At 69.7% G+C, this 24,489-nt stretch carries 22 protein-coding genes; 10 read left to right on the top strand and 12 right to left on the bottom strand.

What is annotated here, in order from left to right; translation table 11 throughout:
• Positions 1 to 352 precede the first annotated feature (352 nt).
• From DMH01_RS09975 to DMH01_RS09965, 3 genes are all read right to left on the bottom strand, one after another.
• Positions 353 to 1,384: a sigma-70 family RNA polymerase sigma factor gene (locus tag DMH01_RS09975; protein ID WP_125675322.1), complete on the bottom strand. Its 1,032-nt coding sequence runs from the start codon at positions 1,382 to 1,384 to the stop codon at positions 353 to 355.
• A 246-nt stretch (positions 1,385 to 1,630) separates the two neighbouring features.
• Positions 1,631 to 2,056 (bottom strand): D-aminoacyl-tRNA deacylase, encoded by a 426-nt coding sequence (gene dtd / locus DMH01_RS09970; protein WP_125675320.1) that lies wholly within the window; start codon positions 2,054 to 2,056, stop codon positions 1,631 to 1,633.
• Positions 2,056 to 3,552 carry a methyltransferase gene (locus DMH01_RS09965; RefSeq protein ID WP_125675318.1) on the bottom strand — a complete coding sequence of 499 codons (1,497 nt, stop codon included), beginning with the start codon at positions 3,550 to 3,552 and terminating at the stop codon, positions 2,056 to 2,058. Before DMH01_RS09965 ends, dtd begins: the two co-directional genes overlap by 1 nt.
• 27 nt (positions 3,553 to 3,579) lie before the next feature.
• On the opposite strand from DMH01_RS09965, the gene DMH01_RS09960 reads away from it, so the two are divergent.
• Together DMH01_RS09960 and DMH01_RS09955 are read left to right on the top strand one after the other, a co-directional pair.
• The gene (locus DMH01_RS09960) at positions 3,580 to 4,845 is read left to right on the top strand and encodes an amidohydrolase (protein WP_125675316.1); all 1,266 of its coding nucleotides are present in this window, start codon (positions 3,580 to 3,582) and stop codon (positions 4,843 to 4,845) included.
• Between the two features lie 17 nt (positions 4,846 to 4,862).
• Positions 4,863 to 5,216 (top strand): DUF3099 domain-containing protein, encoded by a 354-nt coding sequence (locus DMH01_RS09955; protein WP_125675314.1) that lies wholly within the window; start codon positions 4,863 to 4,865, stop codon positions 5,214 to 5,216.
• A 234-nt stretch (positions 5,217 to 5,450) separates the two neighbouring features.
• On the opposite strand, the gene DMH01_RS09950 is transcribed toward DMH01_RS09955, so the two are convergent.
• Genes DMH01_RS09950 through DMH01_RS09935 form a run of 4 tightly spaced genes read right to left on the bottom strand, consistent with a single transcriptional unit; the run spans position 5,451 to position 8,697 of the window.
• Positions 5,451 to 6,323, bottom strand: a complete 873-nt coding sequence (locus DMH01_RS09950; RefSeq protein ID WP_125675311.1) for a carbohydrate kinase family protein — start codon at positions 6,321 to 6,323, stop codon at positions 5,451 to 5,453.
• Entirely contained in the window at positions 6,320 to 7,237 is a 918-nt protein-coding gene (locus DMH01_RS09945) for a pseudouridine-5'-phosphate glycosidase (RefSeq protein WP_125675310.1), read from the bottom strand. Before DMH01_RS09945 ends, DMH01_RS09950 begins: the two co-directional genes overlap by 4 nt.
• Before the next feature lie 9 nt (positions 7,238 to 7,246).
• Positions 7,247 to 7,891, bottom strand: a complete 645-nt coding sequence (locus DMH01_RS09940; protein WP_125675308.1) for a hypothetical protein — start codon at positions 7,889 to 7,891, stop codon at positions 7,247 to 7,249.
• Positions 7,891 to 8,697 carry a sporulation protein gene (locus DMH01_RS09935; RefSeq protein ID WP_125675305.1) on the bottom strand — a complete coding sequence of 269 codons (807 nt, stop codon included), beginning with the start codon at positions 8,695 to 8,697 and terminating at the stop codon, positions 7,891 to 7,893. The genes DMH01_RS09940 and DMH01_RS09935 overlap by 1 nt, the downstream gene beginning before the upstream one ends.
• Positions 8,698 to 8,755: 58 nt before the next feature.
• Here DMH01_RS09935 and DMH01_RS09930 point away from each other — a divergent pair, with 58 nt between their 5' ends.
• Both DMH01_RS09930 and DMH01_RS09925 read left to right on the top strand, forming a co-directional pair.
• Positions 8,756 to 8,998 (top strand): DUF3039 domain-containing protein, encoded by a 243-nt coding sequence (locus tag DMH01_RS09930; RefSeq protein ID WP_005164469.1) that lies wholly within the window; start codon positions 8,756 to 8,758, stop codon positions 8,996 to 8,998.
• Between the two features lie 123 nt (positions 8,999 to 9,121).
• Positions 9,122 to 9,958, top strand: a complete 837-nt coding sequence (locus DMH01_RS09925) for a hypothetical protein (RefSeq protein ID WP_125675303.1) — start codon at positions 9,122 to 9,124, stop codon at positions 9,956 to 9,958.
• A gap of 206 nt (positions 9,959 to 10,164) precedes the next feature.
• On the opposite strand, the gene DMH01_RS09920 is transcribed toward DMH01_RS09925, so the two are convergent.
• Both DMH01_RS09920 and DMH01_RS09915 read right to left on the bottom strand, forming a co-directional pair.
• The gene (locus tag DMH01_RS09920; RefSeq protein ID WP_125675301.1) at positions 10,165 to 13,293 is read right to left on the bottom strand and encodes an efflux RND transporter permease subunit; all 3,129 of its coding nucleotides are present in this window, start codon (positions 13,291 to 13,293) and stop codon (positions 10,165 to 10,167) included.
• 132 nt (positions 13,294 to 13,425) lie between these two features.
• Positions 13,426 to 14,550 (bottom strand): YihY/virulence factor BrkB family protein, encoded by a 1,125-nt coding sequence (locus DMH01_RS09915; RefSeq protein WP_125675300.1) that lies wholly within the window; start codon positions 14,548 to 14,550, stop codon positions 13,426 to 13,428.
• Between the two features lie 264 nt (positions 14,551 to 14,814).
• On the opposite strand from DMH01_RS09915, the gene DMH01_RS09910 reads away from it, so the two are divergent.
• From DMH01_RS09910 to DMH01_RS09890, 5 genes are all read left to right on the top strand, one after another.
• Positions 14,815 to 16,569: a DEAD/DEAH box helicase gene (locus tag DMH01_RS09910; protein ID WP_125675298.1), complete on the top strand. Its 1,755-nt coding sequence runs from the start codon at positions 14,815 to 14,817 to the stop codon at positions 16,567 to 16,569.
• 336 nt (positions 16,570 to 16,905) lie between these two features.
• On the top strand, positions 16,906 to 18,039 hold the full coding sequence (locus DMH01_RS09905; protein WP_125675296.1) for a sugar ABC transporter substrate-binding protein: 1,134 nt from the start codon (positions 16,906 to 16,908) through the stop codon (positions 18,037 to 18,039).
• Between the two features lie 87 nt (positions 18,040 to 18,126).
• Positions 18,127 to 18,900 carry an ATP-binding cassette domain-containing protein gene (locus tag DMH01_RS09900; RefSeq protein ID WP_005164482.1) on the top strand — a complete coding sequence of 258 codons (774 nt, stop codon included), beginning with the start codon at positions 18,127 to 18,129 and terminating at the stop codon, positions 18,898 to 18,900.
• Positions 18,901 to 18,923: 23 nt separating this feature from the next.
• Positions 18,924 to 20,384, top strand: coding sequence for a sugar ABC transporter permease (locus tag DMH01_RS09895; protein ID WP_125675294.1), 1,461 nt, complete (start codon positions 18,924 to 18,926; stop codon positions 20,382 to 20,384).
• An 11-nt stretch (positions 20,385 to 20,395) separates the two neighbouring features.
• Positions 20,396 to 21,577: an ROK family transcriptional regulator gene (locus tag DMH01_RS09890; RefSeq protein WP_125675292.1), complete on the top strand. Its 1,182-nt coding sequence runs from the start codon at positions 20,396 to 20,398 to the stop codon at positions 21,575 to 21,577.
• Positions 21,578 to 21,592: 15 nt separating this feature from the next.
• Here DMH01_RS09890 and DMH01_RS09885 read toward each other — a convergent pair whose 3' ends face one another.
• The 3 genes from DMH01_RS09885 to DMH01_RS43235 form a co-directional block, all read right to left on the bottom strand.
• Positions 21,593 to 22,198 (bottom strand): TetR/AcrR family transcriptional regulator, encoded by a 606-nt coding sequence (locus tag DMH01_RS09885; RefSeq protein ID WP_125675290.1) that lies wholly within the window; start codon positions 22,196 to 22,198, stop codon positions 21,593 to 21,595.
• Positions 22,179 to 23,042 carry an alpha/beta fold hydrolase gene (locus DMH01_RS09880; protein WP_125675288.1) on the bottom strand — a complete coding sequence of 288 codons (864 nt, stop codon included), beginning with the start codon at positions 23,040 to 23,042 and terminating at the stop codon, positions 22,179 to 22,181. The genes DMH01_RS09885 and DMH01_RS09880 overlap by 20 nt, the downstream gene beginning before the upstream one ends.
• Before the next feature lie 107 nt (positions 23,043 to 23,149).
• A complete protein-coding gene (locus DMH01_RS43235) occupies positions 23,150 to 23,329 on the bottom strand; it encodes a hypothetical protein (protein WP_016332937.1) in 180 nt (59 codons plus the stop codon).
• Positions 23,330 to 23,668: 339 nt separating this feature from the next.
• Here DMH01_RS43235 and DMH01_RS09870 point away from each other — a divergent pair, with 339 nt between their 5' ends.
• Entirely contained in the window at positions 23,669 to 24,463 is a 795-nt protein-coding gene (locus DMH01_RS09870; RefSeq protein WP_125675286.1) for a DMT family transporter, read from the top strand.
• The last annotated feature ends 26 nt before the right edge of the window (positions 24,464 to 24,489 follow it).

Below are 24,489 nucleotides of genomic sequence, written 5' to 3'. Positions count from 1 at the left end.
TACCCAAGCCCGGCCACGGCGTCCGCGAGGCCATGGCTGACGTAACCGGGGCCACTGCCAGTGGGCGCCGGTGCTGGGTCTCGTGAGTGGTAAGGACGGTTAGAACCGTCCTTACCACTCACGACCCATGGGACCGAGTGCAATTCGCACTCTGCATTTTGTCGCCGGGCCGCACAAATTAGTTCGGGAGGCCGGGCCCACCCCGACGGACCCGACCTCCCGGGGAAAGCGATCCGGGCGCGCACGCCCGACCGCGAAGACTTATTGCCTGATCGACGGTCTCGTGACGCAGGTCATAAGTCAACGCTGCCGAACGGGTGTTGCTTTTTCCGCGTCGAAAGGGGTTGCGGCATTACGAAGCGTAGGCGCGCAGGCGGTCCGCCCGCTCACCCTGACGCAGCTTCGACATGACCTCTCGCTCGATTTGCCGAACGCGCTCACGGGAAAGGCCGAAGTGCTTGCCGATCTGGTCGAGCGTGCGCGGCTGGCCGTCGTCGAGGCCGTAGCGCAGGCGGATCACCTGGGACTCGCGGTCGTCCAGCGTCGCGAGCACGCGGCGCAGGTCGTCCTGGAGCAGGCCGGAGATCACGGCGCTCTCGGCGTCGGTCGCCTCGGAGTCCTCGATGAAGTCACCGAGCGGGGCGTCCTCCTCGGTGCCGACCGGCATGTCGAGGCTCACCGGGTCACGCGAGTGGTCGAGCAGGTCGGAGATCTTGTGCGCCGGGATACCCGATTCGGCGGACAGCTCCTCGTGGGTGGCGTCCCGGCCGAGCTGCTGGTGCAGGTCACGCTTGATGCGCGCCAGCTTGTTCACCTGTTCCACCAGGTGGACCGGCAGCCGGATGGTGCGTCCCTGGTCGGCCATCCCCCTGGTGATGGCCTGGCGGATCCACCAGGTGGCGTACGTCGAGAACTTGAACCCCTTGGAGTAGTCGAACTTCTCCACCGCGCGGATGAGACCCAGGTTCCCCTCCTGGATCAGGTCGAGCAGCGGCATCCCCCGGCCGGTGTAGCGCTTCGCGAGCGAGACCACGAGGCGGAGGTTGGCCTCCAGCAGGTGGTTCTTCGCGACGTGGCCGTCACGCACGAGAGCGGACATCTCCGAACGCCGCTTCGGCGTGAGCCCCTCGGCCGTGTCGAGCATGTGCTGGGCGAACACGCCCGCTTCGATGCGCTTGGCCAGCTCGACCTCGTCGGCGGCGGACAGCAGCGCCGTCTTGCCGATTCCGTTGAGGTACACGCGAACGAGGTCCGCGGCCGGGCTCTGGGCGTCGAGGTCGGCGTCGGTGAGCGCCCCCGTGCTCACCGGCTCCTGGGTGGATTGCGCCGGGATACGGCGCTCGCGAATCCCGCGCGCTTCGCGTTCGAGAGTCTGGACTGACATTCTGCCTCCCCGGTCACGGGCTGAACGTGCTGCGGTTGTCCGCCGGGTCCGTCTCGGCGTAGCAGGCCCTGTGGAAAACCGGCTACTCCTCCTCGGCCCAGCTTGGCTGGACACTTGGCTCAACGCCGGGAGGTCCGAAAACGTTCCCGGCCGCTACAGAGGAGACGGGCGGCTGACCTGGGGCGTTGCTCCACCAACCCTGAGCTTTTCCTGAGAATGCCCGTGCCGGGGACAAAGAAACGTGGTCTAGACCTCTATGAGGAGGGTGAACGGACCGTCGTTCACGCTCCGGACCGCCATCATGGCCCCGAAGCGGCCGGTTTCGACCCGCGCGCCGCGTTCGCGCAGCGCGTCGACGACGGCCGTCACGAGGGGTTCGGCGACCTCGGGCCGCGCAGCCGCCGTCCAGGACGGACGGCGGCCTTTGCGGGTGTCGCCGTAAAGAGTGAACTGGCTTACGACGAGCAGGGGAGCGCCGGTGGTGGCGCAGGACTCCTCGTCGCGAAGTATGCGAGCTTCGTGCAGTTTGCGGGCCATCGTCGGCACCTTGGATAGGTCATCGTCGACGTGGATTCCCAGCAGCACCAGCAAACCCGGCTCGTCGATGGCGCCGGTCACCTCGTCGCCGACGGTCACGCTCGCTTCCGTGACCCTCGCCACCACCGCCCGCATCAGACGGCCGGGAGGAGCATGCCGTGCCGGACCAGTTCCCGGACGACGGGCAGCGCGGCTTCGGCCAGCTCCTCCGGTTCGAGCCCCTGAGCGGCCGCCAGGAGCACGATCAAGTCCTCCAGGGGCAGCGCGCCCTGGCAGCCCGCGAGCAGCCGTGTCGCGAGTTCGTCCACTTCGTGCGACCACCCGGGACCGTCGGTGCGGTGCAGCCGCTGGACGGTCGTGGCCCAGCCTTCCTCGCCCGGCTCGGCGACGCTTTCCAGGAGAACCGTTTCCGGCACCCGGAACCGGACGTCGAGGAGCGAATCACCGTTGGCGCGAAGCCATTCCACCCGATCCAGCCAGTTCGCGGCCTCGGCTCCCAGCGGGTCGTCGTAGGCCTGGCGCAGGTCTTCGCACACGATCGTCGGGGTCGCGCCGTCCGCCCGCCGGAGGGTGACGAAGCCGAACCCGATCCCCTGGACGTCGTTTTCGGCGAACCAGTCGAGCCACGCTCCGGATTTCGCGCGGCCTTCGGGGGAACGGGGATCGATACCCGCGTCACGCAACCACGTGCCGACATACAGTCCCGGGTCCGCGATGTCCCGCTGGACGAACCACGCGTCGGTCTTGGCGGGCAGCCAGCGGGTCACCCGATCGCCCCAGTCCTCACCCTTGACGTGCAGCCAGGACGCCAGGAGCTGACCGGTGCCGCCGTCGTTGAGGAACCCGGGCAGCTGCCGCACCACGAGGGCGCTGGCGTCGTCACCCGCGAGACCGGAGTCGCGGTAGGTGTAGTCGACCCGCGGCGGGCCGACCACGAACGGCGGATTGCACACGATCTGGTCGAACCGGCGCCGCGCGACCGGCGCGAACCATTCGCCCCGGACGAGTTCGACGTCCAGTTCGTTGAGCCGGAACGTCGCCGCCGCCAGGGCCAGCGCGCGGGCCGAGACGTCGGTCGCGGTGACCTGCTTCGCGTGCCGCGTGGCGTGCAGCGCCTGGACACCGTTGCCGGTGCCGACGTCGAGCAGGCTGCCGACCTCGCGGCGGCTCGTGGCCCGGATCAGGCTGAGGGACGCGTGCCCGACGCCGAGCACGTGGTCCTCGGGCACGGTCTGGCCGAGGACGTCGGCGTCGAGATCCGAAACGACCCACCACGAGCCCTCGTCGTCGCCGTGCGGGCGGACGTCGAGGCCGGCCCGGTAACCGTCGGCGGCGGGCACGAGCAACGTGGCGGCGACCGCGTCATCGAGGGACAGTGGCGCGAAAGCGGCCTCGACGTCCTTCTCCGGTTCGGTCGAGCCCAGCAGGAACAGCCGGATCAGCGTGCCGAGTTCACCCGCGTCGCGGGTCGCTCGGTAGGCGAGTTCCGGTTCGCCGCGGCCGAGGGCGGCGTGCGCGGAGCCGAGGGCGCCGACCACGCCGTCGGTGTCGTACCCCGTCCGGCGGAAGGCGTCCCGCAACCTCGCGCAGACGTCGTCGGACAGGTCGGGGAGGGCCGCTCGTGTGCTCACGGTGGGTAATACTGCCAGGATGACGTCGTGAGCCTCGAACGTGTCCTGGCACCGCTGCAGGCGGCGCTGCCCGGATTGGAAGACCTGTACACCGACCTCCATCGGCATCCGGAGCTGTCGTTCGCCGAAACCCGCACCGCCGCCGAACTGGCGAAGCGCCTGGAGGCCGACGGCTACGAGGTGCACACCGGCATCGGGCGCACCGGTGTGCTGGGCGTGCTGCGCAACGGGCCCGGCCCGAAGGTGATGCTGCGCGCCGACATCGACGCGCTGCCGGTCGAGGAGAAGACCGGCCTGCCGTACGCGAGCACCGCGCGCGGGGTCGACGCCGACGGCCGCGAGGTCCCGGTGATGCACGCCTGTGGCCACGACATGCACGCCACCTGGCTCTCCGGCGCCGCCTCGCTGCTCGCGGCCGGCCGCGAGCACTGGTCCGGCACGCTGATGGTCGTGTTCCAGCCGGGGGAGGAGGCGGGAGACGGCGCCGTCGGCATGGTCCGCGACGGGGTCTTCGGTCCCGCCGGGAAGCCCGACGTCGTGCTCGGCCAGCACGTCGTGCCCGGTCCGGCGGGCTGGGTGCTGACCAGGCCGGGCGTGATCATGGCGGCCACCGACGCGCTCCGCATCACCCTGCACGGCCGCGGCGGGCACGGTTCGCGGCCCGAGACCACGGTGGATCCCGCGGTGCTCGCCGCTTCCGTGGTGCTCAAGCTCCAGACCATCGTGTCGCGGGAGATCTCGGCGACCGAGTCGGCCGTGGTGACCGTCGGGTCGCTGCACGTCGGCACCGCGCACAACATCATCGCCGACCACGCCGTCCTCGAGGTCAACATCCGGTCGTTCGACCAGGCCGTGCGGGAGAAGGTCGTCGCGGCGGTCGAGCGGATCGTCCAGGGCGAGGCGGCCACCGCGGGCGCGCCGAAACCGCCGGAGATCGAGCGGATCGGCGCGTTCCCGGTCACCGAGAACGACGACGCGGCCACCGAGGGGCTCACCGCCGCCTTCCGCGACCACTTCGGCGAGAGCCGGGTGATGCCCGCGCCCCTGGTCACCGGCAGTGAGGACTTCAGCGAGTTCGGCCGCGCGGCCGGCGTCCCCTCGGTGTTCTGGCTGGTCGGCGGCCTGGACGAGGGCAAGGTGATCGCCGCGATGACCGCCGGGCGCTTCGAACAGGACATCCCGTCGAACCATTCGCCGCTCTTCGCGCCGATCCCGCATCCGACGCTTTCGGCAGGTGTCGAGACGCTCGTGGTCGCGGCTCTGCACCGGCTCACCCACCCGGGTGTCGGATGAGCCCGGCGAGTGGGAGCATGGAAGCCGGAGGTGGTGCTGTGAACGCGCCCGCCCACGGTCCCGAGCCGAGGGAACCCGCTCCGGTGCTGATCACCGAAGCCGCCCCGTCCTACGAAGACCAGCTGGCCAAACGGAAGCGGAAGTACATCATCATGATGTCGTTCCGCATCCCGTGCCTGATCCTCGCCGGGATCTTCTACGAGACCTGGTGGCTGGCGCTGGCATTGATCGCGATCTCGATCCCGCTGCCGTGGGTCGCCGTCCTGATCGCCAACGACCGGCCGCCGCGCAAGAGCGAGAAGGTCAACCGCTACCAGGCCGAACCGACGCGGATCGAGAGCGGCGGTCATCAGGTCATCGACGGCGGCTGACCCGTTTCGCGCCTCGTGAGTGGCGGTACCTTCCGGCCGCCGTTGATCCCGGGCCCGGGCCCGGGCGCGGCCACGGCTGACGTTGCGAAAGCCACTTTCGCAACCTTCAACGTTGCGAAAGTGGCTTTCGCAACCCCGGCCAAGCCCAGCACCCAACAGAACCCCGGTACGGAATGGCTCTGGCCTCGTGAGTGGTGAGGACGGTTAGAACCGTCCTCACCACTCACGAGGGGACTACGGCTGCGGCCCGACCTTCGCCACCGCCTGGGCACCCAGCCGCGTCCCGGCCCGAAGCACCTCCACCGTGGACTCCCCACGCAGCCACGCCGCCAGCACACCGGCGTCGAACGCGTCACCGGCACCGGTGGAGTCGACGCACTCCGCGGGCTGCGACGGCACCGAGGTGATGGTGCCGCTCGCGTCCACCCAGCTGGCGCCGTCGAGACCGGCGGTGACCACGACCTCGCCGACGTAGTCCAGCAGTTCCTTCGCCGCCTCGGGATCGCTCGACCCGGTCAGCGCGACCAGTTCGCTGGTGTTCGGCATCAGCAGGTCGACGCCGCGCACGTCGTCGAGGAAGGCCGCCGGATCGGTGATCAGCGTCGCCGCCTGCGGGTCGACCGACGTCGTCAGCCCGGCCTTCTTCGCCGCCGCCAGCGACGCGAGCGCCGCGGGCCGTGACGACGGGTACAGCAGGACGTAGCCCGAGAGGTGCAGGTGGCTCGCCCCGCTCAACGCGGCCTCGGTGATGTCGGCAGGGCTGAACTTCGCGTTGGCCGCGCGGTCGGCGAGCATGCTCCGCTCACCGGCGCCGTCGACGAGCACCACGACGCAGAACGTCGGTTCCTCGGGGTCCACCGCGAACTCGCAGCGGACGCCCGCCGCTTCCAGTTCGCTCTTCACCATGCGGCCGCCGGAATCGTCCCCGATCCGCGCGACCAGCGTGGTCTCCGCGCCCTCGGCCCGCAGCCACAGCGCGGTGTTCGCGCCCGCGCCGCCGCTGGTGAAGTGGACCTTCGCGCGGATGTCGCCGCCGTGCGGGATGGGGCCTTCGTGCCGCGCGACCACGTCGAGACCGACGTCGCCGACCACGACGATGCCGCTCACGCCGCGGTCCCGGCGAGCGCGACGGCCACTTCGGTGGCCAGTTCGGCGTTGGACAGCACCAGCGCCTCGTTCGCGTCGAGGCTCACGCCCTCGCTGGCGGTGTGGAAGTGCTCCAGCAGCACGGGGGTGACGTCCTTGCCGTGCACGCCACGTGACTTGAGGAGCTCCAGCCCTTCGGCGAGCAGCCGGTCGTGCAGCTCCCTGTCCATTTCGGACGCTTCCGGGATCGGGTTCGCCAGCAGGACACCGGAATTCGCGTGGGCCCGGTGGGCGGCGATGACCGAGGCGGCCTGCGCGGCGTCGTCGACCCGCCACGGCACCTCGAAGCCGGACGAGCGGAGGTAGAACGCCGGGAACTCGCCGGTGCGGTAGCCCAGCACCGGCACGGAGTTGGTCTCCAGCACTTCGAGGGTCGCGGCGATGTCGAGCACCGACTTCACCCCGGAGCAGACGACCGTGGTCGGCACCTTCGCGAGCACGCCCAGATCCGCCGAGACGTCCCAGCTCTGCGCCGCACCCTGGTGCACGCCGCCCAGCCCGCCGGTGGCGAACATCCCGATGCCGGCCGCGGCGGCCAGCGCCGCGGTGCTGGCGACCGTCGTCGCCCCGGAACGGCCGAGGCCGACGGCCGGGCCGATGTCGCGCAGGGAGAGCTTGTCCAGATCCGCGCCGGGCGCGCAGACCCGTTCCAGCTGCTCGCCGGTGAGGCCGATCAGGGGGACGCCGTCGAGGACGGCGATGGTCGCGGGGACGGCGCCGCCGTCGCGCACGACCTTCTCCAGCCGCCGGGCGACGTCGAGGTTGCGGCCGGGCGGGAGACCGTGGGAGAGGATGGTGCTCTCCAGCGCGACGACGGGGTCACCGCCGGCGAGGGCGGAGGCGACCTCTTCGTGAAGGGACAGTTGCGGAGTCACGAACGAACATCATCGGTGATGTGGGTCCGCGTCACGCCATCGGGTCAGTTCGTTCGCGAGGTTCGCGCGCGCCTTGCCCTCCCAGCGTGCCCGCGCGATGTCGCTGCGGTACAGCCGCGGCCTGGCCAGCAGGTTCTCCAGCACGGCCGCGCGTCCCGCCCGCCAGTCCTCGTCGGAGTAGATCGAGTACTCCTCCCGGACACCGTTCGCGTACTCCTCGTAGCGCTCCGGTGTGGCGCCGAGGATCGCGAGATCGGCGTCGAGCAGCGCGGTGGCGAGGAGGTCGTCGTCCGGCGCGGAGTGGTGGATCGTGCTCAGGACCAGCTCTCCGGCGCGTTCGACGTCCGCCGCGGGAACGCCGGCGTTGGTGAGTTCGTCGCGTGTCCAGGCCGCGCTCGCCCGTTCGTCCTCGCCGGGACGGGCGTCGTACACGACGTCGTGCGTCCACGCGGCGACGGCGACGAGGGCTCGCTCGCGGGACCCCAAGCCGAAGGCGACGGCGAGGTCGCCGCTGTCGTGCGCGACCGCCGTGACGTGCCGGAGATCGTGGTAGCGGCGATGCGGTTCGGCGTAGCGGGTTCGGAGGTCGTCCCACGCGACGGCGGCGAGCAGGTGATCGCCGCCGAGCCGGGTGATCGCGGTGGGCCAGTCCATCAGTCGAAGATCCCGCGCGCTTTGGCCACCTCGTGCAGCCAGCCTTCGAGCTGCGGCTCCCACTTGACCCGGTCGAGCGCCGCGTGGTCGACCTTGAACAGGCCGAGGAACTCCTGACCGCGTCCGCCGAACCCGCCGCTCTTGGACACCCGGACCCGTTTGGTCACCTCCAGCACGACCTGCGTCTCCGACGGCGAGGACAGGAAGGTCACCGCCACCGAGGTGAAGACGGGGGCGAATCGCGGCGAAGGGGTGAAGCGGATCTCCTGGAAGAACGGGAGCTGCTGGACGGCGCCGTCGACCCGGCCGCGTTCCAGCACGGCTTCGCGGAAGACGAAGCCGATCCGGCTGAAGGCGTCCAAGATCCGTTTCTGCGCGGGCAGCGGCTCGATCGCGGCGCCGTCGACGTCGACCGGGTCGGTCACGGAGTTCGCGATGTCGAGGCTGGTCTGGAGGCCGACGGCCATCCCGGTCAGCGGTTTGCCGAAGACGCTGGAGATCGGCGTCTCCCACGGCAGGGCCACCTCGAACGGGATGCGGACCTGCTGTCCCGGCCCGATCCGCTCGTTGCCCGCCAGCTGCTGGATGCCGAACTCGAGGTCCTCGACGCCGGGACGGCGTTCGTCCGGGAGGGTGACCCGGGCGAGCAGCTTCACCGAGAGACCGTTGATCTCTTGATCGACTTCGCCGCCGAGCAGCAGAACCTCGCCGCGCAGCGGGCGGCCGGGGGAGACCGTGCGGTCGAGCAGCCGGGCGTCGATCTTCGCCCCGCCCGAGCCGAACGTCGCGAGCACCTTCTGGAACATGGGCGAGATCCTGCCAGGTCGCCGGTGTGCGCAGGAGGATTTGGGGCATTATGGAGGGGTGAGTACACAGACCCTTCCGAAGCCGGATACCCGTCCCGAGGGCACCGACGGCACCGACGACGACGCGCCGAAGATGTTCCACTACGTGCGCAAGAACAAGATCGCCGAAAGCGCGGTCATGGGCACGCACGTGGTGGCGCTGTGCGGTGAGGTCTTCCCGGTGACGAAGTCGGCGAAGCCCGGTTCGCCGGTCTGCCCGGACTGCAAGAAGATCTACGACGGTCTCAAGCCGGGCGACTGACACCTGATCGGCCGGTGCCCGAAACCGGACAAAATCTGAAAATCCTTCACATGGTGGCTGCCCGTCCCGGTCTTCGCTGGTAATCAGTACGCGCCAGCGAAAACCCGCCGGGACGGAGCCTTCATGCGTAGAACCGGGATCGTGCTCGCCATCGCCGCGTTGGTCGCGGTGTTCTCACCCGCCGCCGCCCAAGCCGTCACCGGCTGGACCACGGTCGGCTCGGACAACGCCCGCCCGCTCGACGAGGGCCAGGGCCTGGCCACCATCGAACGGCCGTCCGGGACCATCTACCGCTACACCGGGATCGCGACCGTTCCCGTGAACCTCTCGTCCCAGGGCTGGAACCACGTCGGCGATCCGGGCTCCGCGCAGGGCTGGTACGTCGAGCCGTACCAGCGCGACGACAGGGGAGCGAAGCTCTTCCGCGTCGAGTCGCCCAACGGGACCTGGGCGAACTACACGCACACGCTGGAGTCGTGGGAGGCGAACAACAACTCGTTCGCCGCCGTGACCCCCGACGCGCGCTGGATGGTGGCGGGCGAGTGGGGCACGATGGACCGGCTCCTCGTGCACCCGATGCCCGGCGTCGCGCACACGAATCCGTCGGCGAACCTGCCGTACGCGTCCGCGATCCGGCTCGACAAGCCGGTGCGGGACATCCAGGGCTGCGACTTCGTCACCGCGACCCGCCTGCTGTGCGCGTCCGACGACCCCGAGGGCGCCCTGTTCGGGACCACCAAGCCGCTCCTGCAGGTCGACCTTTCCGGCGCGCTGTCCGGTTCGGACGTGACCGGGCGGGTCACGTCGCTGGGGCAGCTGCCGTTGAAGAGCACCTGCAGCGGGAACTTCGAGACCGAGGGCATCGACGTCGCCGCCGACGGGACCCTGCGGGTCGTCATGCTTTCGCCCTCGTGGTGCGTGGCGTTCGACAGCAAGACCTGGCGGTTCCGGAAGGCGTAACTCGCGTGATCAGACGCGTAACTCGCGTGATTGGAGGCGTACCTGGTCCAATCACGCGAGTTACGGGTTGCGGCGACGCCGTCGAGGTTGGGGGCCTTCACCTACTTGGTCCTGACGGCGCACCTGCGCAGTTGGTCGACTGAATGTGGAAGGCGCGCCGGGTGCCCACCCGGCCCCGGCGCGCCTTCCGTCCCCCGCCCCCAGGTCTACGCGGCCGGCTCCGGGGTCAGCGTCTCGGTGGCCGGGGCAGAAGACCGCCGGGCCTCCTTCTTCGCGCGACGCTTCTCTTTCCGCGTCTCGACCATCGTGTAGAGCGTCGGCACCAGGATCAGCGTCAGCAGGGTCGAGCTGACCAGGCCGCCGATGACCACGATCGCCAGCGGCTGCCCGATGAACCCGCCCTGGCCGGTCAGCCCGAGCGCCATCGGGACCAGCGCGAAGATGGTCGCCGCGGCGGTCATCAGGATCGGCCGCAGCCGTCGCCTGCCGCCTTCGACGACGGCGTCGGCGACGCTCATCCCCGAAGCCCGGTACTGGTTGATCAGGTCGATCAGCACGATCGCGTTGGTCACCACGATGCCGACGAGCATCAGCATCCCGATCAGCGCGGGCAGGCCCAGCGCGGTCCCGGTGGCCAGCAGCAGCCCGATCGCGCCGGTCGCCGCGAACGGGATCGACACCAGCAGGATCAGCGGCTGGATCAGGCTGCGGAACGTCGCCACCATGATCAGGTACACGATCGCGACCGCGGCCAGCAGCGCGAGGAACAGGTTCCCGAAGGCCTCCTGCTGGTCCTCGCTGACGCCGCCGAGCTTGTACGCCGCGCCGCCGGTGAAGTCCAGCCCGTCCAACTTGGACTGGATGGCCTTCGTGGTGGCGGCCAGGTCCGCGCCGGTGTTCTTGGCGGTGACCGTGGTGCTCAGCTCGCCGGAGGTGCGGTGCACCGCGGCCGGTCCGTCCACTGTGGACACGTTCGCGACCGAATCGAGCCGGACGACGCCGGCGGCGCTCGGGATCGGCAGCGCCTTGACCGCGTCGACCGACACCGGGGCCGTGCCCGCACGCAGCACGATGTCCGTGCGCTGACCGTCGACCGGCAGCTGGGTCACCGTGCGGCCGGCGATGGCCTGGTTCGCGATCTGGCCGATCGTGGTCGCCGAAAGCCCGCTCGCGGCGGCCTTGGCGGCGTCGACCTCGACCTGCACCCGCGGCGAACCTTGCGCGAGGTCACTGGTCACCTCGGTGAGGTCCGGGACGCCGGACAGCGCCTGGCGGACCTGCTCGGCGGCGGGCTTCAGCGCCGCCTCGTCCGGTGCCCTGACGGTGATCGAGACCTGGTCCGTGTTGAACCCGCCCGCTTCCGCGCCGATCTTGACCTCGCCGAGTTCCGGCTTGTCCAGCTTGCCCCGCAAGCGATCCGACAGCGCGTCGAGATCGGTGTCCTTGGCGACGGTGACCTGGATGTTGGTCGCCATCCCGCCGCCACCGAAGAAACCGCCCCCGCCGATGCTCACCTGGTAGGTCTCGACGTCGGGTTCGGCGGCGAGCGCCTGCTCGACCGCGCCGGCGGCCTTCTCCTTGGCCTCGGAACTGGTGCCGGGCGGCAGCTTCTGCGAAAGGCTCAGCGTCGTCGAGCCGGACTGGTCGAGGAAGTTGGTGTTCAGCTGCGAGGCCAGCCCGACCGTGCCACCGAAGATGATCAGCGCAAGCAACACCACGGTGACGCGGCGCCGCGTGGCGAACCGGATCACCGGAACGTACCCGCGCTGCAGCAGCCCGCGGCGTTCCTTGTCCTCGGCGGCCTGGCGCGTGAGCTCGGCCTCGTGCTCGTTCGCCGGGGTCTTGGGCGGTTTGAGGAACCAGTACGCGAGCACCGGCACGATCGTCAGCGACACCAGGAGCGACGCCAGCAGCGCCACGGTGACCGTGATCGCGAACGGCGAGAACAGCTCGCCGACGAACCCGCCCACGAACGCGATCGGCAGGAACACCGCGACCGTGGTGAGGGTGGACGACGTCACGGCACCCGCGACCTCGCGCACGCCGTCCAGGACCGCGCGCTGTTTCTCCTCGCCGTACGCCAGATGTCGTTTGATGTTCTCCAGCACCACGATCGAGTCGTCGACCACCCGCCCGATGGCGATGGTGAGCGCGCCGAGGGTGAGCAGGTTCAGCGACAGATCGCCGGTCCACAACGCCAGCAGCGCCACGACCACCGACAGCGGGATCGACACCGCCGTGACCAGGGTGGAGCGCACCGACATCAGGAACAGCAGGATCACCAAGACCGCGAACGCCAGCCCGAGCAGCCCTTCGGTGGTCAGGCCGCTGATCGCGTCCTTGACCGGCGTGCCCTGGTCGAACACGACGCTCATCTCGGCGCCGATCTTCTTCGACAGTTCGGGCAGCTTGTCCCGTACCGATTCCGAGATCGCGACCGCGTTCCCGTTCTCCACCATGGTGATCGAGAGCCCGAGGCTCGGCTTGCCGTTGGTGCGCGTGATCGAGGTCTGCGGCGCGAACCCGGCCTGGACATCGGCGACATCACCGAGCTTCACGGGCTTGCCTGCCTGCGCCCCGGGGCGCGACGGCTGCGACGGGGTCAGGTAAAGGTTCTTGATCGTGTCCACTGTGGTCGGTCCGCCGCCGACCTGGACGGTGAGCGTCTTGTCGCCTTCGGTCAGCGTCCCGGCCGGGACGGCGGCACCGGCGGTCTGCAGCGTGGTGGCGATCGACGACGGGTCGACCCCCGCGGCGGCAAGCTTCGCGTAGTCCAGCGCGATGGTCACCCGCGGCTGCCGCGCACCGGTCACCTCGACCTCGCGGACACCGTCGATCTTCCGCAGTTCCGGCGCGACCTCCCCGGTCAGCGCGGGCGCGAGCGCCTGCGGGTCGCCGGTGGTCCCGGCGGCGAGCAGCACGACCGGGAGATCATCGGTGGAGCCTGCCGACACCGACGGCTCGCTGTTCTGCGGCAGCCGTGCCTTCAGCCCGTCGACGACGCGCTGGATCTGCCCGACCGCCGCGTCGATGTCCGTGCCGAACTCGAACTGCGCGGTGATCCGCGACAGCCCCTCCGACGACGTCGAGTTCAGCTCTTCGAGGCCCTTCAACCCCTGCAGCCCGCCTTCGAGCGGCTCGGTGACCTGACGGTCGACCGCGTCCGGCGACGCGCCCGCGTACGGCGTGATGATCTGCGCCTGCGGGAACTGCAGTGACGGGAACAGCTGCTGCTTCAGTTGTGGCAGGGCGAAGGCGCCGAAGCCGATCACCACCAGGGCGAGCAGCCCGATGAGACTTCGGTTGCGCAGGCTCAGTCTGGCCAGCGTGGACATGGCGGTATCCCCCAGGAAATAGCTCGGGACGGGCGGGTTACCGCGAGCTTTTCACGGCGGGGGGTGGAGTGGATTCACACCACGGGTGGAATCGGAGTACGACTTCGGGATGAGGTCCTACGCCGACCGGCCTCAATTTCGCCGTTCTGTCACCTGATCGGTTTCGCTCTGCGTTTCTTCGTTCACCGATTGTTCCGGCACGTGTTCGGCGTCACTGCCCGGGGAATCGCCGTTCTGGCGGGGACGGCGGAGCGGGACCGTCGTCCGTTCCCACAGTTTGCGGCCCTCTTCGGCGCGGATCCGTTCGTTCGCGCGTTCCATTTCGAGTCGCCGCCATTTCCGGCGCTGCCGTTTCGTCGCCTTGGCGGGCCACAGTTCCTGGATCGCGCTGTTGAAGTACGCGCCGCCGACGACCGCGAGCCCGATGAAGAACATCAGCAACAGGAACGCGATCGGCGCGGCGAGCGCGCCGTAGGTGTAGCCGGTCTTGGTGATCCAGTTGAGGTAGATCCGCAGTCCGATGCTGGAGAGCAGGAACACGACCATGGCGAGCATCGCGCCCGGGAGCCCGCGGTGCCACGGCAGCCTGCGCGGCAGGGCGAGTTTGTACAGCGTCGTCAGCGCGAGCACGATCATCACGGCCAGCACCGGGTAGTACAGCGTGCCGACCCAGTACGACACCGTGGCGCGCCAGTCGGTGGGGAAGAACTGGGGGAGCAGATCCGGCCCGATCGCCAGCAGCGGCAGCCCGACCACCAGGATGACCAGCCCGGCCAAGTACAGCAGCAGCGCGAAGATCCGCTGCCAGACGTCGTTGCGGACGCCGTACTGGTCGTGTGCCACGGTGATCGCGTCGACGAACGACGACATCGCCGACGAACCCGCCCACAGGGAGATCAGGAAGCCGACGGAGACGATCTCGCCCTTGCCGACGAACAGGATGCTGTTGACCGTCGGCTCGATGATGTCGTGGACGGCGTTGTCGCTGAAGATCGTCTTGCTGAAGGTGATGATCCGGTCGTGGACGGCGGTCACGACCTCCTGGCCGAACCAGTCGCCGACGAAACCGAGGCAACCGAGGAGACCCAGCAGGAGCGGCGGGAGCGACAGCGTCTGCCAGAACGCGGCTTCGGCGGCCTCGGAGAAGATGTTGCCGTCCCAGGCCTTGCTGAGCGTGCGGCTGAGCAGGCGCAACGGACCCCTGCGGCCCTTCGCGACCTCGGCGGCCGTATCCGGACGGCCGTTCTCCTCGCTCATGCAGCTCCTCCGACGGCGCCGAGCGCCCTTGACCGTGTCCAGCATGGTCCATGCCGCGCCATTCGGCTCGCCACCCCTGGTTTTTCGGGTGAGTAACCCGACAACGGGGGTGGCGCTTCCGGCGTTCCACCGGGCCGCGAGGTAGGCTGCTCGGAGTGCCCTCACCTCAGGCGCCGGCGTCGCGGCCGGATACCCAAGTGGGGGTTTTCGCTTGTGACAGGGCGGATGACCTGGTGTTTTCGGATGTGGGAGGAGGGGACCGGCATGGCGGAAACGGTTGAACGCGATCGGGGCGAGCTGGGCGCGCCTCCCGCGGCGAAGGACAGCACCGCCCGCCCGCTGCGTGCCTGGCAGCGGCGCGCGCTGACGAAGTACCTCACGAAGAAGCCGCAGGATTTCCTGGCCGTCGCGACGCCGGGCGCGGGCAAGACGGTGTTCGGTCTCCGGATCGCCGCCGAGCTGCTGAGCGACCGGACCGTCGAGCGGATCACCATCGTCGCGCCGACGGAGCACCTGAAGCACCAGTGGGCCGCCTCGGCCGCGGCCGCCGGTATCGCGATCGATTCGAACTTCCGCAACGGCACCGGGGTCACCTCGCGCGACTACCAAGGTGTCGCGCTGACCTACGCGCAGGTCGCCGCGCATCCGACGTTGCACCGGGTGCGTACCGAGAACCGCAAGACCCTGGTCATCCTGGACGAGATCCACCACGGCGGTGACGCGAAGTCCTGGGGTGACGCGATCCGTGAGGCGTTCACGCCCGCCGTCCGCCGTCTGGCGCTGACCGGGACCCCGTTCCGCAGCGACGACTCGCCGATCCCGTTCGTCACCTACGAGGCCGACGGCTCGGGTTTCCAGCGCAGCAAGGCCGACCATTCGTACGGCTACGCCGACGCGCTCGCCGACGGCGTGGTGCGGCCGGTCGTCTTCCTCGCCTACTCCGGCGAGGCCTCCTGGCGCACGAGCGCGGGGGAGGAGTTCACCGCGCGGCTCGGCGAGCCGCTGACCGCGGAACAGAACGCGCGTGCCTGGCGCACGGCGCTCGACCCGGCAGGCGAATGGATCCCCTCGGTGCTGCAGGCTGCGGACACGCGTCTCGCGCAGCTTCGCGCCAACGGCATCCCGGACGCGGGCGGTCTGGTGATCGCCACCGACCAGGACTCCGCGCGCGCCTACGCCAAGATCCTGGAGCGCATCTCCGGCCAGACCCCGACGGTCGTCCTCTCCGACGATCCCAAGGCGTCCGGGCGGATCAAGGAGTTCTCCGATTCGACCGACCGCTGGCTGGTCGCGGTCCGGATGGTGTCCGAAGGCGTCGACGTGCCGCGGCTGGCGGTCGGCGTCTACGCCACGAGCGCGTCGACCCCGCTGTTCTTCGCGCAGGCCATCGGCCGGTACGTGCGTTCGCGCAAACCCGGCGAGACCGCTTCGGTCTTCCTGCCGAGCGTGCCGGTGCTGCTGGAACTGGCCAGTGAGCTGGAGGCGCAGCGCGACCACGTCCTCGGCAAGCCGCACCGCGAGAAGGAGGGCTGGGACGACGAACTCCTGGCCCAGGCCAACCGCACCGAGGACGAGCCGGGCGAGGAGGAGAAGGCGTTCACCTCGCTGGGCGCCTCCGCCGAGCTCGACCAGGTCATCTACGACGGCAACTCCTTCGGCACCGCGGTGTTCTCCGGTTCCGACGAGGAGCAGGAGTACCTCGGCCTGCCCGGTCTGCTGGAGCCGGACCAGGTCCGCGCCCTGCTGCGGAAGCGGCAGGAAGAGCAGCTCTCCGACGAGAAGCGGCGCAAGCCCAAGGCCGAGGAAGCCGCGCCGGTCGCGCGGCCGCAGTCGGTCAGCGAGCGGCTCGGCAGCCTGCGCAAGGAGCTGAACGCGCTGGTGGGCGTGCACCACCACCGGACGAAGAAGCCGCACGGCGCGATCCACAACGAACTGCGCCGGGTCTGCGGCGGGCCGCCGACGGCGATGGCTTCGGTGGAGCAGCTCGAAGAGCGGATCGTCACCCTGCGTTCCTGGTAGCGCCAGTACTTCCGTGAGGAGCTGAAGGGAGCTTTCCCCGCATGTCATGCGAGGAAAGCTCCCTTCACTGCATGTGACGCGGGGAAAGTCCCCTTCGGCCAACTGCGCTAATCACGCTCAGTGAGTGGTGGCGGTCACACCGTCAGCGCACCTAGACTTCGTACGTCTTGCTACGGCCACGTTGCCAAACCGTGTCCATTTGATGTGGCTTAATCGATTCAGCCGTCTTCCGCGAAACCCGTTCGGCGGCATATGTTGTCGCCCACAACATATGCGCGATGGTGCGACCGGTCCGCCAGGATCGCCGCCCGCGAGCAAGATCCGGAAGGACAGAGGATGCGCAGCAGAACCCTTACCCTCCTCGCCGCGACGGTGGGCGCCGGCCTGGTGCTCTCCGCCTGTGGCGCCAACACCGCCGACTCGGGCAGTGGCAACTCCTCGCAGTCCGCACCCGCCCCCGGCGGTGCCGCCGCCGGTGGCAAGGTCGGCGTCATCCTGCCGGAGACCGCCACCTCCGCGCGCTGGGAGTCCTTCGACAAGCCGTTCCTGACCAAGGCGCTCAAGGACGCGGGCTTCGACGCCGACGTCCAGAACGCCCAGGGCGACGTCCAGAAGTTCACCACGCTGGCCGACGGCATGATCGCGCAGAACGTCAAGGTCCTGATCATCGCCGCCATCAACGGCGAGGTCGGCGGGGCGGTCGCCCGCAAGGCGCAGGCCGCGGGCATCCCGACGATCGACTACGACCGCCTCAACCTCGGCGGCAGCTCGGACTACTACGTCTCGTTCGACAACGAGAAGGTCGGCCAGCTCCAGGGCCAGGGCCTCGCCGACGCGCTGAAGGACAAGAAGGGCGCCGAGGTCGTCATGATCGAGGGTGCCCCGACCGACAACAACGCGACGCTGTTCGCCAACGGCCAGAAGTCCGTGCTGCAGCCGAAGTTCGCCGCCGGCGACCTGAAGCTCGTGCGGGAACAGGCCATCGACAACTGGGACAACCAAAAGGGCGGCCAGACCTTCGAGCAGATCCTGACCGACAACAAGGGCAGGGTCGACGGCGTCGTCGCCGCGAACGACGGTCTCGCCGGCGCGGTCATCACCGTGCTGAAGAAGAACGGCCTCAACGGCAAGGTCCCGGTCACCGGCCAGGACGCCACCGCGGACGGCCTCATGGCGATCCTGCGCGGCGACCAGTACATGACCGTCTTCAAGCCGATCAAGGAAGAGGCCGAAGCCGCGGCGAAGCTCGCCGTCCTGCTGGCCAAGGGCGACAAGGCGGGCGCCGACGCGCTGGCCACCGGCAAGGCGAAGGACCCGAAGGGCAACCGCGAGGTCAAGTCCGTGCTCCTCGAGCCGAAGATGACCACCAAGGACGGTGTCAAGGAGGTCGTGACGCAGGGCTACGTCAAGGCGGCCGAGATCTGCGGCGGCGACCTGGCCGCGGCGTGCACGCAGCTCGGTATCTCCTGACCCGTTCAATCCAGACGACCGGGCCGGTGCGTGCTCCCGACAGCGCGCACCGGCCCGGTACCCAGCCGGGAGAATTCGAGAACCCCCATGAGTGAACCCATCCTCGAACTGAAGCAGCTCAACAAGAGCTTCGGGCCGGTCCACGTCCTCCACGACGTGGACTTCAACGTGCGCGCCGGCGAGGTCACCGCGCTGGTCGGCGACAACGGTGCCGGTAAGTCCACTTTGGTCAAGTCGATCGCCGGGATCCACGGCTACGACTCGGGAACGGTGACGTTCCAGGGCAAGCAGGTGAACATCCACGGTCCGCGCGACGCCGCGGATCTGGGGATCGAGGTCGTCTACCAGGACCTCGCGCTGGCCGAGAACCTCGACATCGTGCAGAACATGTTCCTCGGCAGGGAACGCGGCAGCAAATGGCTGCTCGACGAGGCCAGCATGGAAAAGGCCGCCCGCGAGACGCTCGCGTCCCTGTCGGTCCGCACCGTGAAATCGGTCCGTACGCCCGTTTCCGCCCTCTCGGGCGGGCAGCGGCAGACCGTCGCGATCGCCAAATCCGTGCTGTGGGACTCGAAGGTCGTCCTCCTCGACGAGCCGACCGCCGCGCTCGGTGTCGCGCAGACCCGCCAGGTGCTCGACCTCGTCCGCCGCCTCGCCGAGCAGGGCCTCGGCGTCGTGCTGATCAGCCACAACATGGCCGACGTCTTCGAGGTCGCCGACCGTATCGCGGTGCTCTACCTCGGCCGTCTCGTCGCCGAAGTGCACACCAAGGACGTCACCCACGGCCAGGTCGTGGAACTGATCACCGCCGGTCGCTCCGGCGACCTCGGCCTTGCCCGCCCCGAAGCCGCCGTCCTCTGACCCGAGGCGAGAAAGAACCGGAAATGACTGAGACACCTGCAAAGCCCGCCTCGCCGGAGGGGGGCAAGTCGGCGGCCGCCGCGCTCAACCCGTCGGCGGCCATCACGGACTTCGGCATCGACACGACATCGATGTCGACCCGCGAGGCCGTCGGCGACTACTTCTCCCGGCTCAAGGCGGGACAGCTGGGTTCGCTCCCGGCGCTGCTCGGCCTGCTCGTGCTGGTGATCGTGTTCGCCTCGCTGTCGGACACCTTCCTGACGATGAACAACATCGCGAACCTGATGGCACAGGGCGCCGGCAAGGCGATCATCGCGATGGGCATCGTGTTCGTGCTGCTGCTCGGCGAGATCGACCTGTCCGCGGGCACCGCGTCCGGCGTCACCGCCGCGGTGCTGGCGATGCACTACGTCCGCAACGGAAACCTGTTGGGCGGCATGGGGAACGGCGTGTTCATCGCGTTCCTCGTGGTGCTCGCGATCGCCGCGCTGCTCGGCGTGGTCCTGCGGATCTGGGCGGGCGTCGGGTTCGCCGTGCTCGCCATCGCGCTCGTGCTCTCGGGAACCGCGGCGAACCCGTGGATCGAGATGCTGCTCGCGATCAGCGTCGGCGGCGCGATCGGTGTCCTCACCGGGTTCCTCGTCTCCAAGATCGGGATGCCCTCGTTCGTGGTGACGCTGGCGCTCTTCCTGGCCTGGCAAGGGGTCATCCTCCAGTTCATCGGCGAGGGCGGCACGCTCGGCATCAGCACCTCGGACGTGCTGTTCAAGGTCGCCAACGGCAATCTGTCCACAGTGGGCAGCTGGGTCCTCTTCCTGATCGCCGCCGGTGGGTTCGCGGCGGTGACACTGGGCCAGCACTTCTCGCGGCTCAAACGCGGCCTGGTCACCCAGCCGACGCCGATGGTGCTGTTCAAGGTCGGCGCGATCGCCGTGGTCGCCGCGATCGCGACCTATCTGCTGACGCTGAACCGCGCGCCGAACCCGAACATCGTCATCTCCGGTGTCCCGTACGTCGTGCCGATCGTGCTCGGCCTGCTGGTGCTGGGCACCTACGTGCTCAACCGCACCCAGTACGGCCGCCACATCTACGCCGTCGGCGGCAACCGCGAGGCGGCCCGACGCGCCGGTATCAACGTCGAGAAGATCCGCGCTTCGGTGTTCGTCATCTGCTCGGCGGTGGCGGCGGTCGGCGCGATCGTCTACTCGTCGAAGGTCGGTTCGGTCGACCCGCAGGCCGGTGGCCTCAACACGCTGCTGTTCGCGGTCGGCGCCGCCGTCATCGGTGGTACCTCGCTGTTCGGCGGCAAGGGCCGGGTCGTCGACGCGGTGATCGGTGGCCTCGTGCTGGCGGTCGTGGAGAACGCGCTCGGCCTGCTGAAGCAGTCGGCGGCGGTGGTCAACATCGTCACCGGTTTGGTGCTGCTTCTCGCGGCCACGGTGGACGCGCTGTCCCGGCGCCGCGCGGCTGCGTCGCCGCGCTGAGTCCGCATGGAATGATGAAGCCCGTGACCAGCACACCCGTTGCACGACCAGACGAGGTGCGCAGGCACAACCGCACGACCTTGCTCCGGTTGCTGCACGTCAGCGGCCCGAGCACCAGGGCGACCCTCGCCACCGAGCTGGGGCTCAACCGCAGCACCATCAAGACCCTCGTCGACGGCCTCGCGGAAGCGGGTGTCGTCGAGGAGCGGGTCCCGAGGCCGGGACGAGGGGCGGGCCGCCCCTCGCTCCTGGTCCTGCCGCAGCCGCACGCGGCGGTGGTGCTCGCGGTCGACCTCCAGGTCGAACACGTGGCGATCGCGCTGGTCGGGTTCGGCGGGCAGATCCTCGGACGCAACAGCTGGAACCTGCACGGCCGGATGCGGGAGGCCGACGAGGTGATCACGCACGTGATCGAGTCGACCACCGTGCTGGCGGGCGACCTCGGCGTGCAGCCGATCGCCGCGGGGGTGTCCGTGCCCGGCGTCGTCCGCCGGGCCGACGGGTACGTCCACGAAGCGCCCAACCTGCGCTGGACGGACGTGGCGCTCGGGGAACGGCTCGGCGGTGTGCTGCGCATCCCGATCCTCGTCGGCAACGACGCCGAACTCGGCGCCATCGCCGAACACCTGCGCGGTGCCGCGCGGGGCTCTTCCGACGCCGTGTACGTCTCCGCCGACGTCGGTGTCGGGGGCGGGATCATCGCGGACGGTTCGTCGCTGCGCGGCGGCGCCGGCTACGTCGGCGAGATCGGGCACATGGCGATCCGGCCGGGCGGCCGTCCCTGCTACTGCGGGTCGAGCGGCTGCTGGGAGACCGAAGTCGGCGAGGCGGCGCTGTGCCGCGCTCTCGACCTGCCCGAGGACACCCCGCGCGGGGCGATCCTGTTCGAACTGCGCGAACTGGGCCGGGATCCGCGCGCGGCCGAGGAGCGGCTGTCGGAGTTCGCGGAATGGCTGACGCTGGGCCTGGTGAACGTGGTCAACCTGCTCGGCCCGCAGCTGGTCGTGCTGGGCGACCTGCTCACCGTGCTGCCCGATTCGGTCGTGAAGTCGGTGGCGGCCGAGGTCCGGCGGCGGAGCCTGGTCAGCCGGGCCGTGGGCGGGACGCAGATCGTGAGCTCGGCGCTTGGGGCGGACGTGAAGCTGCTGGGCGCCGCCGAAGCCGCCTTCGAGATGATCCTGGACACCGTCTAGCCCGCGTTCAGAGGACTAAACGCGGTCTTTCACGAGGCCGGACAGCAGGGCCACCAGGGCGGCGAGGGACTTCTCCTTGGCGGCGGTGGGGTCTTCGGCGTGCGCGATCATCAGCGCCGCCTCCGCGCAGGCGCTCAGCGCCAGCTGCGCCAGCTCCGGGATCGGCGCGTCGATCAGCAGCCCGTCCGCCGCGGCGGCCTCCAGGATCTCCGTGATCAGGCCCAGCCCGTAGCGGTTCTCCAGCTCCCGCCATTCCTGCCAGCCGAGGACCGAGACGGCGTCGGTGAGCGCGATCCGCACCACCTCGGGCCGCAGGCACAGGTCCAGGAACCGGCTCAGCACGCCGAGCGCCCCCGCCCACGGGTCGTCCGTGGCCCGCAGGACGGTCTGCAGTTCCTCGGTGATCTCCGTTTCGATCTGCTCGATCACGGCCCGGAACAGGCCCTGTTTGTCCCCGAAGTGGTGGTACAGCGCGCCGCGGGTGACGCCCGCCGCCCGGACGATCTCGTCGGCGGGCACGGCGGCGTAACCCTGTTCGGCGAACAGCGTCCGCGCCGCCGTGATCAACGCGGCCTGCGTCGAGTGCGATCGTTCGGTCTGGCTACGTCGTGGCGTGGGCACGCAGGAATTCCACCATCATGCCGCTCAGCCGCTCCGGCTGGTCCTCCGGCACGAAGGCGTAGGAGTCCTCGATCGTCTTCAGTTCGGCGTTCGGCAGGACCCCGGCGAGCTTGCGGCCCAGCCACAGCGGGAAGTGCCGGTCTTCGGGTGCCCAGGCCAGCAGCACGGGCTTGGTGAACGCGGGCAGCCGCTCGGCGGCGGTCAGCGTGTACCGGTTGTCGACGCTCGCCGTGAACCGGCGCAGATCGTCGCGGATCTCCGCGCTCCGGCGGCTGGGCAGCAAATACGCGTCCAGGATGTGGTCCGGGACCGGGTGTTTGGCCAACCAGAGGAAGTCCGTCTTCGTCAGCAGCCACCGCCAGCGCAGCGCCTCGACCATCAGCCGGACGCCGCCGGGAATCCGGGCCAGCGTGCTCATCCCCGCGAACAGCGGCGGCAGGAAGCGCTCGTAGGAGTCCGACGGGGTCAGCACGACCCGGCCCACCCGTTCCGGGTTCGTGGTCATGAGCAGCTGCGTGAGCGCGCCGCCGGTGTCGTTGGCGACCACGGTGACGTCGGTCAGGTCGAGCACTTCGAGGAACCGCGCGATGAGCGCGGCGACCCCGGGCGGGCTCAGGTCGGCGTTCGGGACCGGGATCTCGTGCGAACCGAGCGGCCAGTCCGGGGTCAGGCAGCGGAAGCCGGCGTCGGCGACCGCGGGGGCCACCTTGCGCCAGAGCAGGCCGTTGGTCAGCAGCCCGTGCACGAAGACCACGGGAGGGCCTTCGCCGCGGTCGCGGTAGCGGATGCGGGCGCCGCCGAGGTCCGTCTCGTGCACCTCGCCGAGGAGGTCGCTGGTCGTCATGCAAGTAACATACATGCTGTCTGTATGTTTTTGAAGGGCGGAAAACAGGGCGGCCGGCGCGCTCCCTGAAGGAGCGGCCGGCCGCCGGGTGGTCGTGGACTGGTGGGCTACCGCTGAATGTCCGCGGACATTTCCTTGAGCTTCGTTTCGTGTGCGCGGGCGTGGTGACCACAGAAGAGCAACTCGCCACCGGTGCTGAGAATGGCTCGAACCTGGGCTGCAGCTCCACACCGGTCGCATCGGTCGGCAGCGGTCAGTTCGGGGCGGGTGAGCGTCGGTGAAGTCATTGGAGTCTCCCTCCGTCCCGGCACCGGTGGCCCGGTGCCATCGATCCAGCTACGACCACTTCGGCACTGATGCCGGCAACGTTCGTTCCCGGCCCCGCCGTGTTCGTGCTTCCACTCTTCCAGACGTTTGGCGACCCGCAAGTGTTCCCGTGCGGGTGTCTCATTTGTCACTGGTAATTACCTCGGATGCCGTAGCGTAATCACGCAACGTGGGAGACGACTCCCCGTCGCACCGTCTTTTCCCACGTCAGGCACCATGCGGCGGTGGGTATCGCAGTCGTCCGGAACCGTCTTACGAGCGTGCCGTCGCCGGTCTTGTTCGTTCTCAGCGGAATTTCCATGTACGCCGGTGCGGCCATCGCCGTAGGTCTCTTTTCGGTCGCCTCACCCGCGGGGGTGGCCTGGCTCCGCTGTCTCGGGGCGGCGGTGGTCCTCCTGGCGTGGCGCAGGCCACCCCGCTCGGCGTGGACCGGGCGTGCGTTCCTGCTCGCGGGTGCCTTCGGCGTCGTCACCGCCGGGATGAACGTGCTCTTCTACGAGGCGATCGCGCGGCTGCCGCTCGGCACCGCGGTCGCCCTCGAGTTCGCCGGGCCCGTGGTGGTGGCGGCGTTCGGTTCGCGCACGCGCCGTGACGTCTTCGCGCTGCTGCTGGTCGCGGCCGGGGTGGTCGCCATCGCGGACGTCCGGCTCGAAGGGAGCCTGCTCGGCGTGCTGTTCGCGCTCGGCGCGGCGGCGGCGTGGGCCGGGTACATCCTGCTCGGGAAGCGGGTCGCGGACGGCGGGAACGGGATCGACGGGCTGGCCGTCGGGTTCGCCGTGGGCACCGTGGTGCTGTCGCCGCTGGCGCTCGGCACCGGCGCGGTGTGGGGTTCGCCACGTCTGCTGCTGCTCGGCATCGGGGTGGGGGTGCTTTCGACCGTCGTGCCGTACGCGCTCGACCAGGTGGTCCTGCGCAAGGCCGGGCGGGCGCGGTTCGCGCTGCTGCTCGCGTTGCTGCCGGTCACGGCGGGACTGATCGGCTTCCTGTGGCTCCGGCAGGTCCCCACCCTGCCCGAGGCGATCGGCACCCTGGCCGTCGTCGCCGGGGTCGCGCTGCGATCGCCGGGCAAACGTGATGGCCCGGCGCCTCCCTGAGCGGGATACTGACCAGTCTGTGGCGC

This window comes from Amycolatopsis sp. WAC 04182 (assembly GCF_003947465.1).
Classification (GTDB): domain Bacteria; phylum Actinomycetota; class Actinomycetes; order Mycobacteriales; family Pseudonocardiaceae; genus Amycolatopsis.
Note: the sequence above shows the minus strand (reverse complement) of the source record. Positions and strands in the feature narration are given on the sequence as shown.

Coding starts and splice junctions, on each gene's coding strand:
- DMH01_RS09975 (WP_125675322.1), bottom strand. CDS start 1,384: ATGTCAGTCCAGACTCTCGAACGCGAAGCGCGCGGGATTCGCGAGCGC.
- dtd (WP_125675320.1), bottom strand. CDS start 2,056: ATGCGGGCGGTGGTGGCGAGGGTCACGGAAGCGAGCGTGACCGTCGGC.
- DMH01_RS09955 (WP_125675314.1), top strand. CDS start 4,863: ATGGAAGCCGGAGGTGGTGCTGTGAACGCGCCCGCCCACGGTCCCGAG.
- DMH01_RS09940 (WP_125675308.1), bottom strand. CDS start 7,891: ATGGACTGGCCCACCGCGATCACCCGGCTCGGCGGCGATCACCTGCTC.
- DMH01_RS09935 (WP_125675305.1), bottom strand. CDS start 8,697: ATGTTCCAGAAGGTGCTCGCGACGTTCGGCTCGGGCGGGGCGAAGATC.
- DMH01_RS09925 (WP_125675303.1), top strand. CDS start 9,122: ATGCGTAGAACCGGGATCGTGCTCGCCATCGCCGCGTTGGTCGCGGTG.
- DMH01_RS09920 (WP_125675301.1), bottom strand. CDS start 13,293: ATGTCCACGCTGGCCAGACTGAGCCTGCGCAACCGAAGTCTCATCGGG.
- DMH01_RS09915 (WP_125675300.1), bottom strand. CDS start 14,550: ATGAGCGAGGAGAACGGCCGTCCGGATACGGCCGCCGAGGTCGCGAAG.
- DMH01_RS09910 (WP_125675298.1), top strand. CDS start 14,815: ATGGCGGAAACGGTTGAACGCGATCGGGGCGAGCTGGGCGCGCCTCCC.
- DMH01_RS09905 (WP_125675296.1), top strand. CDS start 16,906: ATGCGCAGCAGAACCCTTACCCTCCTCGCCGCGACGGTGGGCGCCGGC.
- DMH01_RS09900 (WP_005164482.1), top strand. CDS start 18,127: ATGAGTGAACCCATCCTCGAACTGAAGCAGCTCAACAAGAGCTTCGGG.
- DMH01_RS09895 (WP_125675294.1), top strand. CDS start 18,924: ATGACTGAGACACCTGCAAAGCCCGCCTCGCCGGAGGGGGGCAAGTCG.
- DMH01_RS09890 (WP_125675292.1), top strand. CDS start 20,396: ATGATGAAGCCCGTGACCAGCACACCCGTTGCACGACCAGACGAGGTG.
- DMH01_RS09880 (WP_125675288.1), bottom strand. CDS start 23,042: ATGACGACCAGCGACCTCCTCGGCGAGGTGCACGAGACGGACCTCGGC.
- DMH01_RS43235 (WP_016332937.1), bottom strand. CDS start 23,329: ATGACTTCACCGACGCTCACCCGCCCCGAACTGACCGCTGCCGACCGA.
- DMH01_RS09870 (WP_125675286.1), top strand. CDS start 23,669: ATGTACGCCGGTGCGGCCATCGCCGTAGGTCTCTTTTCGGTCGCCTCA.